The sequence below is a fragment of the Colwellia sp. 1_MG-2023 genome (genome assembly GCF_030546755.1).
Lineage (GTDB): Bacteria > Pseudomonadota > Gammaproteobacteria > Enterobacterales > Alteromonadaceae > Thalassotalea_H.
This window is the reverse complement of sequence record NZ_JAUOPE010000001.1, coordinates 362,218-374,612: the sequence shown is the minus strand read 5'-3', so window position 1 is coordinate 374,612 and position 12,395 is coordinate 362,218. Positions and strand designations below refer to the sequence as shown.

General features: G+C 37.6%; 16 protein-coding genes. 1 reads left to right on the top strand and 15 read right to left on the bottom strand.

Translation table 11 applies throughout. From position 1 onward, the window contains the following. Positions 1-39: 39 nt before the first annotated feature. The 9 genes from Q4493_RS01625 to Q4493_RS17725 form a co-directional block, all read right to left on the bottom strand. Complete coding sequence (locus Q4493_RS01625) at positions 40-282, bottom strand: hypothetical protein (RefSeq protein WP_303448895.1); 243 nt, start codon at positions 280-282, stop codon at positions 40-42. 118 nt (positions 283-400) lie between these two features. Then, a complete protein-coding gene (locus Q4493_RS01620) occupies positions 401-1,786 on the bottom strand; it encodes a cbb3-type cytochrome c oxidase subunit I (RefSeq protein ID WP_303448893.1) in 1,386 nt (461 codons plus the stop codon). 5 nt (positions 1,787-1,791) lie between these two features. Further along, positions 1,792-2,238 carry a cytochrome c gene (locus Q4493_RS01615; RefSeq protein ID WP_303448891.1) on the bottom strand — a complete coding sequence of 149 codons (447 nt, stop codon included), beginning with the start codon at positions 2,236-2,238 and terminating at the stop codon, positions 1,792-1,794. A 134-nt stretch (positions 2,239-2,372) separates the two neighbouring features. Then, positions 2,373-2,723 (bottom strand): hypothetical protein, encoded by a 351-nt coding sequence (locus tag Q4493_RS01610; protein ID WP_303448889.1) that lies wholly within the window; start codon positions 2,721-2,723, stop codon positions 2,373-2,375. A gap of 21 nt (positions 2,724-2,744) precedes the next feature. After that, the gene (locus Q4493_RS17730) at positions 2,745-2,996 is read right to left on the bottom strand and encodes a cytochrome C oxidase subunit IV family protein (protein WP_368506777.1); all 252 of its coding nucleotides are present in this window, start codon (positions 2,994-2,996) and stop codon (positions 2,745-2,747) included. Between the two features lie 31 nt (positions 2,997-3,027). Next, positions 3,028-3,609: a cytochrome c oxidase subunit 3 family protein gene (locus Q4493_RS01605; RefSeq protein WP_303448887.1), complete on the bottom strand. Its 582-nt coding sequence runs from the start codon at positions 3,607-3,609 to the stop codon at positions 3,028-3,030. Continuing rightward, positions 3,602-4,417 carry a CbbQ/NirQ/NorQ/GpvN family protein gene (locus Q4493_RS01600; protein WP_303448885.1) on the bottom strand — a complete coding sequence of 272 codons (816 nt, stop codon included), beginning with the start codon at positions 4,415-4,417 and terminating at the stop codon, positions 3,602-3,604. The genes Q4493_RS01605 and Q4493_RS01600 overlap by 8 nt, the downstream gene beginning before the upstream one ends. A gap of 195 nt (positions 4,418-4,612) precedes the next feature. Then, on the bottom strand, positions 4,613-5,809 hold the full coding sequence (locus tag Q4493_RS01595) for a hypothetical protein (protein ID WP_303448883.1): 1,197 nt from the start codon (positions 5,807-5,809) through the stop codon (positions 4,613-4,615). A 194-nt stretch (positions 5,810-6,003) separates the two neighbouring features. After that, complete coding sequence (locus tag Q4493_RS17725; RefSeq protein WP_368506776.1) at positions 6,004-6,111, bottom strand: 4Fe-4S binding protein; 108 nt, start codon at positions 6,109-6,111, stop codon at positions 6,004-6,006. Positions 6,112-6,502: 391 nt separating this feature from the next. Between Q4493_RS17725 and Q4493_RS01590 the strand changes: the two genes are divergently transcribed. Next, positions 6,503-7,180 (top strand): alpha/beta hydrolase, encoded by a 678-nt coding sequence (locus Q4493_RS01590; RefSeq protein WP_303448881.1) that lies wholly within the window; start codon positions 6,503-6,505, stop codon positions 7,178-7,180. A 45-nt stretch (positions 7,181-7,225) separates the two neighbouring features. Here the strand turns inward: Q4493_RS01590 and Q4493_RS01585 are convergent, their stop codons facing one another. The 6 genes from Q4493_RS01585 to Q4493_RS01560 all read right to left on the bottom strand — a co-directional run bounded on the left by Q4493_RS01585 (position 7,226) and on the right by Q4493_RS01560 (position 12,393). Then, on the bottom strand, positions 7,226-7,858 hold the full coding sequence (locus Q4493_RS01585) for a DsbA family protein (RefSeq protein ID WP_303448879.1): 633 nt from the start codon (positions 7,856-7,858) through the stop codon (positions 7,226-7,228). Positions 7,859-8,033: 175 nt separating this feature from the next. Continuing rightward, positions 8,034-9,329 (bottom strand): ATP-binding protein, encoded by a 1,296-nt coding sequence (locus tag Q4493_RS01580; RefSeq protein WP_303448877.1) that lies wholly within the window; start codon positions 9,327-9,329, stop codon positions 8,034-8,036. Between the two features lie 3 nt (positions 9,330-9,332). Beyond that, on the bottom strand, positions 9,333-10,034 hold the full coding sequence (locus Q4493_RS01575) for a response regulator transcription factor (protein ID WP_303448875.1): 702 nt from the start codon (positions 10,032-10,034) through the stop codon (positions 9,333-9,335). Positions 10,035-10,058: 24 nt separating this feature from the next. Then, on the bottom strand, positions 10,059-10,505 hold the full coding sequence (locus Q4493_RS01570; RefSeq protein WP_303448873.1) for a DUF3019 domain-containing protein: 447 nt from the start codon (positions 10,503-10,505) through the stop codon (positions 10,059-10,061). Next, positions 10,495-11,259 (bottom strand): MipA/OmpV family protein, encoded by a 765-nt coding sequence (locus Q4493_RS01565; RefSeq protein WP_303448871.1) that lies wholly within the window; start codon positions 11,257-11,259, stop codon positions 10,495-10,497. Before Q4493_RS01565 ends, Q4493_RS01570 begins: the two co-directional genes overlap by 11 nt. Before the next feature lie 300 nt (positions 11,260-11,559). Beyond that, the gene (locus Q4493_RS01560) at positions 11,560-12,393 is read right to left on the bottom strand and encodes a LysR family transcriptional regulator (RefSeq protein WP_303448869.1); all 834 of its coding nucleotides are present in this window, start codon (positions 12,391-12,393) and stop codon (positions 11,560-11,562) included. Positions 12,394-12,395: the final 2 nt, after the last annotated feature.

Sequence of the window (12,395 nt, the reverse complement as noted above, 5' to 3'; positions counted from 1 at the left end):
TGATATATATCAATAGTGAGATATTTTTAAAGAAAGAATTTATTTGTTGATTGTTAAATCAGGTAAGTCACTACTGCCGATTGTATGAAGCACTAACCCGACCATAAAAAAGAAAAAACTGGTGGCTCCTAAGCTAGCTCGCATCACTTTTTCTTCTGCATCAACCATCATTAAGAAACCCCCACAAGCGATAGCTGTTAGGATAGAAAAATAGCTGATAAAAGTTGCTACTTTTTGTAACTTACGTTTTTTAGTTCGTTTTACCGGTAATTCATCATTCATTCTCTCGCCTTTTTTTATGATTATTTAAAATAAGGCCGTGATATTTCACGGCCTTACGAAAAAGCTTAACGAAAGCTCAATTAAAAAGCTTCATTAAAATTATAAACCTATCATGTCACTAAGCGATTTTTTCTTTTATGAAGAAACTTCTAAAATAAGCAAGTAACCCGATTAAGAAAAACACACCTGCTATTTCACGTAACCAGTAAAAAATAGACAGTTTGTCTTGCGTTGCCATAAAGCTTAATGCTTCACCTGTTTCAGGCAAGCGTTGCAACCACACTTGTAATACACCAGCCCCCGTTAAGAATAGTGTGATGAATACCATAGCAACAGTCATTAACCAAAAGCCCCACATTTCCCATACTTGCGCACGATTACAGTTTGCTTCACCTATCCCGCGAATTTTAGGCATAGCGTAAGAAATAATCGTCATGACTATCATGGCGTACGCACCGTAAAATGCCATGTGACCATGTGCTGCAGTAATTTGTGAACCATGTGTGTAATAGTTTACTGGAGCTAATGTATGTAAGAAACCCCAAACACCTGCGCCTAAAAATGCCATGACGGCCGTACCTAGTGCCCATAACGTAGCGGCTTTATTCGGATGTTCACGGCGGCGACGGTTCACCATATTAAAGGCATAAAGCACCATAGCAAAGAATGGTAAAGGTTCTAAAGCAGAGAAAATAGAGCCTACCCACTGCCAATATTCAGGCGTCGCTAACCAATAGAAGTGATGGCCAGTTCCTAAAATACCTGTGATAAGTGCCATAGCGATAATGACATATAACCATTTTTCAATAACTTCGCGATCAACACCCGTTGTCTTGATTAAAATAAAGGCTAAGATTGCGCCCATAATTAATTCCCAGACCCCTTCAACCCATAAGTGAACCACAAACCACCAGAAATATTTGTCTAGGGCAATATTGGCAGGGTTATAGAAAGAGAATAAGAAGAATACCGCTAAACCGACTAAGCCAGTTAAAAGCACCATATTGATCACTGTTTTACGACCTTTTAATATTGTCATACCAATATTAAATAAGAAGCCTAATGCAACAATTACAATGCCTATTTTGGTTATAGTGGGTTGTTCTAAAAACTCACGCCCCATGGTTGGGAAATATTCATTACCTGTGATGTGCGCTAATGTTGAATAGGGCACTAATAAGTAACCTAAAATGGTTAACACCCCTGCTGCGGCGAATATCCAAAACAATGCAATAGCTAATTTGGGGCTATGAAGTTCTGTTTCAGCCTCTTCAGGTATTAAATAGTAAGCTGCACCCATAAAGCCAAATAATAGCCATACAATAAGCAGGTTAGTGTGAACCATACGTGCAACGTTAAAAGGAATAGCGCCAGCTAAAAAATCGCCAACAACATATTGTAACCCCATGATCAGACCAAACAAAATTTGACCTGCAAATAAGATTAGTGCGAATACAAAGTATGGCTTTGCAACGGCTTGAGATTGAAATTTTAAAGTACTCATCTTACTTACCCTTCATCATTTGGTGGCCAATCATTAACATCCATTTCTGCGGTAAACTTCAGAAACTCAGCTAAATCATCGATTTGTTGATCATTCAAATGAAAATTAGGCATTTGACGACGGCCAGGAATATTTAGCGGTTGAGCATTCATCCAACCTCTCATGAAGCTTTTGAAAGCATCAATATTTCCACCACCACGGCGAATATAAACATTACCTAATTCAGGTGCGAAATAAGCACCTTCACCAATTAAAGAATGACAACCTACACAATTGTTGTCTTCCCATAACGCCTTACCTCGCGCTACAGACTCGGTAAGATTGACGCGATTGTCTCTCTCAGGCATTTCTTTTGTTGTATGGAAAGTGAGACTCAAGAATATTAAGAAGAAGAAGACACTTCCTCCATAGTAAATATTCCGAGCCATACCTTTCGTAAAGCTTTCTGACATGGTATTTCCCTTATTAATTAGTAATAAAAGCTAATGAATAATAAACGTCTCGAGGAATATTTAACTTGATGGAAATCAAGTTTTTAGGAATGTGTAAAACTATGTGACGAAAAGGAAGTTTTTAATACGCTACATCAACAAATAGGCAGTTTTTTTGCCATAGCACGCGATATATTTAGCATGCCTAATAGCACTAATAAAGCGTGCATAGTGACAAAATAAACTAACATTACCATCACAGATGCTTCAAAGGCATTGCCGCCATAAACGACAAGTACAGGAATTAAAACAAGTAATATGCCTGCAAGCATTGAAAACTGGAGGGCTCGATATAAATGAATGCGTTGCCAATCTTTTTGGCGTTTATTTTTGTTAAACAGCCATAACAGCAACAAAAAAGATACCCCAGGCAATAACAATAAATTCGCCAAGTATAAAGCTTGATAGAGGGTTGCGGAATGTAATCTACTTGTTGTCTGTGACATAAATCATGCTCCGGCTTTATGCTACATGAGATAAATTATTGAAATAATTAAGGGGATCAATAGCGTATAACTTATCAATAATAATCGCCAAAAGGTAGGGGCCGTTTTTAATTCCATAAAAGTATCGACGATCTGTTGACCTTTGATGAATACTATTAACATGACCACTATGATAAATAACTGAAAATTATCGATAAAATCATTCGCCAAAACTGATATAAATGTTAGTACAATTAAGCTTAACCAACTGATAATTATTTGTTTACGACTCATGGCTACTTGTCTCTGTTTAGCTGTTTTCATGCTAGATAACGTAGATTAATGGAAATAAAATAATCCACAATAAATCGACCATATGCCAATAACTTGCCCCTGCTTCGAAACCGGAAACATTGCTACGATAAGCGCCTTTGTATGTTCTAAAGGTGATATAACTAAGAATAATCATGCCTAAAATGACATGTAAAAAATGAAAAGCGGTGATTAAAAAATATAAAGTAAAAAACGTGTTAGTTTCTAGACTGATCCCCACATTAAACAACGATTGGTATTCCCACATTTTTACGATTAAGTATAAAATTGCGAATGCTTGAGCAGTGATTAACCACGAGACAGAAACCTTGCGCTTACCTTGATGGATGGCATTGAGAGCTAAAGCAACAAAAAAGCTGCTAGTGATCAATGCGAGAGTATTTATTAACCCTGCTACTGGATGTAATTGCGCTTTACCTTGACTGAACATCTCAGGGTTTAATTGTTCGGTAACAGCAAAGCTAATGAAAAATATCGCAAAAACAGTGAGTTCGGCTAAAATAAAGAACCACATGGCTAAATCGCCAGGCAGTTTTTTATCTTCAAGTGTCGATATTTCTATAGCGTTATTCATCAAAGTAAATGCGTGCCACATCCATTAAAGCTTTTACCGTTTCAGGATCATCTGATAGAGGTTCAGCTAAACAACAACGGCAAACATCAAGTGGCTTCATCCCGCTAGACATCATTTTGGCGGCATAAATTAATAAACGCGTTGAGGCTACTTCATCTAAATCATTTTGCTCTAAACGGCGCAATGCTTGGGCTAACTCAACTAGTTTAAAGGCTAAATTTGGCTCTGCACCGGCTTCTTTAATAAGAATTTCTTGTTCTAATTCCATTGATGGATAATCAAAACGTAAGGCGACAAAGCGTTGACGTGTACTGGGCTTCATTCCTTTTAATAAATTTTGATAACCGGGATTATAGGAAACCACTAGCATAAACCCTGGGGCTGCTTCTATTAGTTCTCCCGTTCTTTCTAATGGTAAAATGCGACGATCATCTGCTAAGGGATGTAACACAACCGTAGTATCTTTACGTGCTTCAATGACTTCATCTAAATAGCAAATCCCTCCTTCACGCACGGCTTTCGTTAGCGGACCATCTTGCCAGTATGTGCCATCAGGACCAATTAAGTGGCGACCCACTAAATCAGCGGCCGTTAAATCATCATGACACGAAACCGTATACAAAGGCTTGTTCAATTTTTTAGCCATGTGTGTAACAAAACGCGTTTTACCACAGCCTGTAGGACCTTTAATTAAAACAGGTAATTGATGCTGATTCGCGTATTCAAATAGGGTAACTTCGTTACCTTGTGCTTGATAATATAAATCCGATTTTAACTGCGTTGCTGCTTCTAAACTTACGGCGCTCATATGAACCTACTCACAATTGACGTTATCTGAGCTTAAATTACTTGGTTCAAGAGCCGGCTGCAATTTTGATTGATGCTTACTTGATACCGATCAAATCATTGATATGAATTATGATTTAATCGCTATCAAGTCGCTAAATATTGTTGGACTATTTGGCCATTTAGCAAATGGCTAGTTAACAAAATAGTTTGTTGATTAACCAAAAATAGCTCGCATTAATGAGATGGCTTGTTCGACCGTTTTTCCTTCTTTTACTTGATGAATTAAGGTGTCACGTTTATTCACTAAATAATCAGGTAATGCTTCATCTGCTAAGGCGCGGTCAATTAACGCTTCGGCTGATTCTTTGCTTCTTTTTCTTGTAACGGCAGGTGACTTTGTGGCTTTCTTCAAAGGTTTGTCGCGTAGTTTTATATAGTTAGATTTTTCAGCACTGTCTTTTTCCGCATGTAAGAATACATCAAGCAAGATCACGCGATTTTTCCATATGAAAAGCTCTTGTTCATTTTCAAGGGTATTTTCAGGTGAGGGTTGATGCCACCATGCACAAGTTCTGATTGTGCCAATCATATCTTGCCAATACGCTGAAAAATCGAAATTATTAAATTTTGCTATTGAAAATCCTTGGCAGAAGGTTTCAATTTTACTGGCTGTTAATGCAATAAATTGATCGGGTCTTCGCATTGCTAATAATCGTGTTGCCGGCGCAAGTGGAGCTTTTTTATCATTTGCTTTATCAGAAGTGTAGGAAGAGAAAATTTCTTGGTAAGCGCTTACAAACTTGTTGTATTGCGTTAACGTTACATCTCCTTCTAACGGAATGTTATTTAACGCCTGATCAAATGCTTGAGGTTGATCTATTAATAATTGATGAAATACTTTTGCGCTTTTAGTTGATGCAAACCATTCTACGTCGAAATTATATGCGCTAATGTCGTGCTTATTGGTATGTTTACCAGTAAAAGCGAGTCTGTCTTCTTCAATCATTTCGCTTAAAGGTTGTGCTTTAATTTCGCTGATATATTGTAATAATGCTAGTCGCTCATCTAAGGCGTGGTCAGTATGTTGTTGCTGAATAAATTGACAAAATATTGGCCATGGCGCTATTCGAGTCATTTTAATTTGTGCGCGGCTAATACTGGTTTTTAAGATATCGTGTAATTTTTTAAGGCTAGGTAATTGTGCTGGCTCTAGCAAATCCATATTGATGCTATCGCGTGATAATGATAGTAACTCATGACACCACCCAAGAAAATCTTCTGGATGTTTGTCCACTTTTATTGCCATCAAATTAAGGCTGAGTTCTGGTACATATTTTAAAACATTTTGGTAAATAAAATTTTCACTTTCAGATAAAGGCATTTCTAAAGGGGAAGATAGCAACTTTCTCATTGAACTTTTACAGCTCCAGTACAACATAAATAAAGGTCGCGCATCATACCCAAATTAGTCAGCAATGCAATGCTTAACCAATAGGTTTTTTGCTAAAACCGTTGAAAGTTATCCTGCTGGATAAATTTTGTACTGACTGGTTAAACTTCCTCTATTCGCAGTCTTTTTCCTTATTAAAATAAACGTGCTTATTCTCATAACGTTACTCTATTTAATTGTTCTAGCATCAAATCATTCAGTAATTCAACCACGGAAAAGTACGGGCATAACCAACCACAATAAATACGACCAAAGCGCCAAATTAAGATAAAGAGAGGGTGACGAAAGCTATTCCAGGAAGGAGTACACGAGAGAAAATTTTTAGAGGGGCATCTATACTACCACCATCACCGTAAAGGATGGATTCAATACTTATCGTCCATGCTTGGCCGAAAATTATAAAATGGCCTAGTTCAAGATCAAAACGAAAAATATCTAATAACGTTGCAAAAATAAATAATAGAAAAATGCCACTTTCGACGTCATTCGATAGTGCTGCAGTGTCATAGTGTGATCTTATTGATGTAACTACCACTAGCATATCAAGGTTCTTATTTGATGATATTAATCTAGATCATAGGAAGATTAGAATGTTTGGATTAGCAGAAAGGGCTGTTATCATAGGCGACATAATCTTCCTGTTAGTGAAAAGTAATGTCAGTACAATCTCTAGAAAAAATTATAATTGAACCTAAAATACCTGCCAGCGCTTGTGTCATTTGGTTACATGGCCTAGGTGATTCGGGCGATGGCTTCGCACCGGTTGTTCCTATGTTAGATTTACCAGAAAATCATGGGATTCGTTTTGTTTTTCCTCATGCGTCTGAGCAGCCGGTAACGATTAATCAAGGTTATGTAATGCGTTCTTGGTATGACATTAAAAGCATGGATTTACATAATCGAGCTGATATGGATGGCGTACTTAAATCAGAGCAATTAGTTCACCAATTAATTAAAGAGCAAGTGGCGGCGGGTATTGCTGAGCAAAATATTGTGTTGGCGGGTTTTAGTCAAGGTGGCGTGATCAGTTTGTTTAGTGGCCTTAGATATCCTAAAAAGCTTGCCGGTATTCTTGCTTTATCCTGCTATTTACCGAGTGCTGATACTCTACCTGAAATGTTAAGTGTAGAAAATTCAACTACGGCAGTATTGCAGCATCATGGAGAGCAAGATGAAGTGGTTCCTATTTCTGCGGGGAAAGTTGCCAATCAATTACTTCAGCAGGCAGGGTATCCGGTTGCGTGGAAAAGCTACCCTATGCCACACAGTGTTTTACCTGAACAACTCATTGATATTGGCAACTGGTTAAAAATTCGCTTACTCACAGATTAAACTAAACGGGTTGTTATCAATGAACAATTAGGGCTTTTTTATGCCCTAATTTAGATGTGCGTTGATATTTGCGTGTAAAACCTTGTCACTGATATTACCAAATAAAACTTGTCGGCCATTATCAATAATATAAGTGGGACTGCCTTTTAATGATTGTTGTTTCGCGGATTGATAATCTGTCATTAAGGCGGCAATTGCTTGACCGTTTTCCAAAAAATTTTGAACAAGTGTGCTATCTAAGCCATGCTCTGAGACGAGCTGCATTAATACCGATAGTTGGCTAATGTCGCAGGCCTTTACATAAAATGCTTTTCGGATAATGGCTGCTATTTCTTTACTTTTATCAGCATGATAGGCCAACTCAATTGCTTTTAATATTAAGTGGGCGTTTGTTGAAGTAGTTGGTTGGACTTCGTGCCAAATTTTAGGATTAATAACCGCATTAGGCTCACAACTGGCGGAGTTTCTCACATGCTCTGCAAAGCCTTGGTAATGTCCTCGATCTGCCCATTGGTTTTGCATTTTTTGTTGTGTATCGCCAAACACGTCGAGGTATCTAAATTGTAAGTGAATTTGATCACCAAATTTTTCCTCTAAACGCTCGATTCGTTGCTGTGAAACCCATGCCCAAACACATAAAACATCCGTAACATATTCAATTATAATTGGTTTATTCATCTAGTCTCTCTATCGGTTATTTTGAAGATAAAGTATAAAATTGAGTTCTCGTTATGATTCGAGTATTAAACCTCAAGAACTGGACTAAAGATAGTGATTATTCGACGAAAGTTAGACGGGTTAATTCTTTACTATTCTGTTTATTCATCCGCACTATTTTCCTAAAATGGAATCGTTATGAGTATGGGAGTGAAATGGTGAAACGTGCACCTGACAAGTTTGTTGAGTTGTTTGCCTTAATTTTGCCTTTATGCCAATGAACAACTTTTTGGCAAATAGCTAACCCTAAACCGAAATGGCCATGCTCTCTTGAACGAGCCGTATCAAGTTTGACAAAAGGGTCGAATATTTTCGCTAAATCGTCTTTAGCTAAGCCATTTCCATCATCTTCAACGATAAATTCGATTGTTTTCGTTTGTATTGCAATGGATAAAACAACTTGGCTTTTAGCATATTGAACCGCATTACTGATTAAATTTTGTAACGCTTGATGAAACCAATGAGAATCTAGTGAATAAATGATTGGCTTTTCTGATAACTGACACGTTAGTTTGACATTGTACTGTTCGGCAAGGGCTTGAAAATCATGACATATATCGCTAATAAACTGATTGATATCGAGATTTTCAAATCTTAAATTTATTCCTTGTCTTTCCATACCGGCGTAAGATAAAAAGGCGCTGGTCATTGCTTCCATATTGGTAAGCTCAGCTTCCATTCTATTAAGGTATTCATTTTTCTTAGCAATATTATTGCTATCTAACGCCGCTTCAACGCCAAATCTTAAACAGGACATTGGCGTACGAATATCATGTGAAAGGCTGCGCGCCAACAATTTATTGTCAGCCATGAGTTTCTCAATTTGACTGGCCATTTGGTTAAAACTTTTTTCTAAACGATTGATGTAGGAAAAGCGATTAATGGGAACACGAACGCCTAAATCGCCTTTGCCAATTTTTTCTGCAGCATTGGTTAAAATAAACAAGCGACGTGCTAAAGGAAAAAGCCATATAATTAATATCGCACAAACACCTATATATAAAACTGCAGTTAACATGATGTTCAACGGTTGATTTTCGTCAGGGGCGATAGGAAGTTGTAGTTTTATTAATTGCTGTGGATGTTGTGGAATTTTACGTAAAATATAGGCTTCCTCATCTGTTGCAAGTAATAAACCGCCATGCTGTGAAAGTTTAGCCAATAAGGTGACGGGCAAAGCAACATTATTGATATTATCTAAGCTAATTGGCAGTTGATATTGTTCAGCCATTTTTTCTGTTGCAAGGGGTAGCTGTTGTGATGAAAGTTCACCCAATTGCTGGCTAAACCCTTCGATGAGCTGTTGATAAATATACACATCAGGGTTTTCTTGTGTTTCATAATCATCAGCAACAAGTTTATCTAAGCCCCAGCCAATAAGAAATAATGATCCTAATACCGCGATGATGATACTTAAAAACAAACGAGTCATGATTTAGTCATTCCAGGCATCGGCAACAAATAAATAACCTTTTCCCCATACCGTTTTAAATTTTTTCGGGCTTTGCGGATCATCATTAAATATTTTTCTTAGGGTAGAAAGCATGACGTCAAATCGTCTGTCTTGACCATCATATTCTCTATTTTTTAGTGCTTTAAATACCGTGTCTCGATCAACAACTTCACCTGCATGGTTGGCGAGAAACCACAGGAAGGCAAATAAGCTTGTTGATAACTCTACTTCTTTCCCGTTATAGATAACACGACTTGCCTCACAATTAATACTTAACTGTCCTAAAGTGATTTCTTGCGTATTTTGCGGCGTTGTGATGTTATTTTTTAAGGCACTATTAATTCGTGCTAATAATGCTCTAGGCCTAACTGGCTTGATAACATAGTCATTTGCGCCAGCTTCTAAACCAATCACTTCATCAAATTCATCTGATCGAGCCGTGAGCATGATGATTGGTAGTTGCGAGTCTTGCCTTAATAAACGACACACTTCAATGCCGTTAAGCCCCGGGAGCATCACATCTAAGAGTACTAAATCGGGTGAAAAATCGGCTACTTTTTTTAATACCAGATCACCACGAGCGACATGTTCAACAATAAAATCTTGTTCTTGCAAATACTCTATTACCCAGTCGGCTAATGTAAGGTCATCTTCGACTAAAAGTAATTTATAAGCAGTAGTCATGACTTTTCCTCTGTTTAATACTCATTAGAATAAACGCCATCTTCTTTTTCTTGGGCTGGCTTTATGTACCCAACTTACATCAATTGCGGTTTCTGCTAATACATGATTTTTCTCTATTGCCACAAGTTGATATTCAAGCTTTGTGCTCGACTCAAACTCAAATTGTACTTGACTGCCATTACTGTTTTTCCAACATTGAATGACTTTATTAGACATTTTTTGATAGATACAAAAGTTGCCTTGTTGAGGGGCTTGCCATTGCAGCGAAACACTTGCATAGCATTTTCTCCCTTGATGAAGGGCTACACAGTTTGCCGGTTTGGCAGTAAAAATAATTTCACTGGCTGTTGTTGATTGAGCGATTTGGCTGTTATCTTGAGCGTTGAGCTCTGAGACACAGAATAAGCCAAGTAATGAGCCTATCAGTTTAAATTTTAACCACGCAGTTCCATTGCCCAGTTTAGAAGACATAAAGTACCCCCACCATAATTTGGGAAGCATTTTCAGTTTCTACAATTGGACTATCGTTTAAATCGCCAAAATAATAATTTTGGCTTAAGCCAATATTTAATGTCCAAGACTCTGATATTGGTCGTTGGGCAAATACCTCAACTTGAGTTCGTAGGGCATGATGAGCGGTAAATTCTTCTCTTAAGGGGGATACTTCTTCACTGTCGATGCCAACATAGTAATCCATTACACTATCGGAATAATAAGTGACTCCAGCGTTGAGATAAATATCCCAATTGCGATATGGAACAATATGGCTGTAAAAGGCGTCCATCACCCAACCATCAGCTGCGCTCAACGGAGCTAATGCGGCAATGTCAAAAGAAAAAATACTATCATCGTGAAAACGAGTATATCGAATACCAATGCCATCTGCAGTCCCCCTTGACTTTAAGCCTGATAGTATCGGGATCTCTTTGTCGGCGATGTCTATGACATCTTCTGGATTAAAACCGCCAATGTAAGATTTGCTAATAATGTCCAATTCCCAGTCATCTTCGACGATCAATTGATAGCCAATTTCGGCTCCCAAATTATGGGTGTCTGCACGACGATGATCTGATTGAATAAAAAAACCTTTGTAATAAAAGTCGAATAAAATCGAAATATTTAGATAGTTACCGAGATTATCTTGGTTTACTCCTTTAATAATGGACGTAGTGTGTTGTAATGAAACCCCTGCTTGTGCTTGCCAGCTAAAGGTTTTATTAAACACCGTACTTTCGTTAAGGGGCTTTTTTTCATTAGCTAAACTTTTGGTACTGATGCAGAGCATAAGTAGTATAGCGAGCCTTATATTCATTTCGTCTTCTATTCCTTTTAAGCGTTTCTAGCGTCATTATTATAATAATTAGTGTCGTTCTTTTGGCATCATTAACTTTTTTTGAATACGGCATATTAACAAAGGTTGCGTGGTAATGGCAGTTAGCTTGTACGTTGATTTGTTTAAAAATTGTAAGAAAAATAAAGTAAAGTATAAGCCAGTTTATTGGAGAATTCTTGAGCTTGGTTAAATTTAAAATTCAGATATGAGCTTTACTTGTTGTTTAAGAGTTCTCAACAAAGGTGTCGTGTGTTGATAAGCGAGGACAATTTCACGGGTTAATTGCAGTTTATCAATGGCTTTAAAGGTTAAATCAGTATTTTCAATAATTTCAGGATGAGCGGGCACCAATGCACAGCCTAAACCTGCTCGTACTAAGCCAAGTGCATAATCGATAGTTTGAATTTTTGCCCGTATATCTAATTGAATGCCAGAAAGAGTCAAAGTGTCATTGAGCATTTGCCAAGCATTACAAGGCGAGCGTTGAATAAAGGCTAAACCGTCTAAATCGGTTAACTGTATTTCGTCTTTTAATGACAGCGGGTGATTTATCGGCAACACCAATAAATAATCTTCTTGCCAAATTAAATGATATTTCTCCTCATCTTTTAACTCTTCTTTGATGATGATCCTCGCATCTGAGTTTTCATGTTGCGGTACTAAGGTTAACTCCATAGTAGTCTCTGCAGAAGTAAAGTCATTTAATAAGGCGCTCATACGCTTCACCCCTAATCCTTTGGTTACTCCTAAGCGGAAGCTTTGCTGAATACCTTGAGATAAAAAGGTTTGTTTAATGGCGTCTGCCTGACCAATCAATTGCTTTGCCAAAGGGTAGAGTTTTTCGCCTTGCTCAGTTGGCGTTACACCACGTGCATGGCGTGTAAACAACACTTGTTGTAATTCTTGCTCAAGTTGTGCAACCGCAGCAGAAATTGACGGTTGAGCGATAAAGCAATATTTAGCGGCACTACTAAAGCTTTTTTGCTCGTAAACCGTGATGAAATAGTTAAGGTGTTTTAAGTCCATGG

Coding starts and splice junctions, on each gene's coding strand:
- Q4493_RS01625 (WP_303448895.1), bottom strand. CDS start 282: ATGAATGATGAATTACCGGTAAAACGAACTAAAAAACGTAAGTTACAA.
- Q4493_RS01620 (WP_303448893.1), bottom strand. CDS start 1,786: ATGAGTACTTTAAAATTTCAATCTCAAGCCGTTGCAAAGCCATACTTT.
- Q4493_RS01615 (WP_303448891.1), bottom strand. CDS start 2,238: ATGTCAGAAAGCTTTACGAAAGGTATGGCTCGGAATATTTACTATGGA.
- Q4493_RS01610 (WP_303448889.1), bottom strand. CDS start 2,723: ATGTCACAGACAACAAGTAGATTACATTCCGCAACCCTCTATCAAGCT.
- Q4493_RS17730 (WP_368506777.1), bottom strand. CDS start 2,996: ATGAGTCGTAAACAAATAATTATCAGTTGGTTAAGCTTAATTGTACTA.
- Q4493_RS01605 (WP_303448887.1), bottom strand. CDS start 3,609: ATGAATAACGCTATAGAAATATCGACACTTGAAGATAAAAAACTGCCT.
- Q4493_RS01600 (WP_303448885.1), bottom strand. CDS start 4,417: ATGAGCGCCGTAAGTTTAGAAGCAGCAACGCAGTTAAAATCGGATTTA.
- Q4493_RS01595 (WP_303448883.1), bottom strand. CDS start 5,809: ATGAGAAAGTTGCTATCTTCCCCTTTAGAAATGCCTTTATCTGAAAGT.
- Q4493_RS01590 (WP_303448881.1), top strand. CDS start 6,503: ATGTCAGTACAATCTCTAGAAAAAATTATAATTGAACCTAAAATACCT.
- Q4493_RS01585 (WP_303448879.1), bottom strand. CDS start 7,858: ATGAATAAACCAATTATAATTGAATATGTTACGGATGTTTTATGTGTT.
- Q4493_RS01580 (WP_303448877.1), bottom strand. CDS start 9,329: ATGACTCGTTTGTTTTTAAGTATCATCATCGCGGTATTAGGATCATTA.
- Q4493_RS01575 (WP_303448875.1), bottom strand. CDS start 10,034: ATGACTACTGCTTATAAATTACTTTTAGTCGAAGATGACCTTACATTA.
- Q4493_RS01570 (WP_303448873.1), bottom strand. CDS start 10,505: ATGTCTTCTAAACTGGGCAATGGAACTGCGTGGTTAAAATTTAAACTG.
- Q4493_RS01560 (WP_303448869.1), bottom strand. CDS start 12,393: ATGGACTTAAAACACCTTAACTATTTCATCACGGTTTACGAGCAAAAA.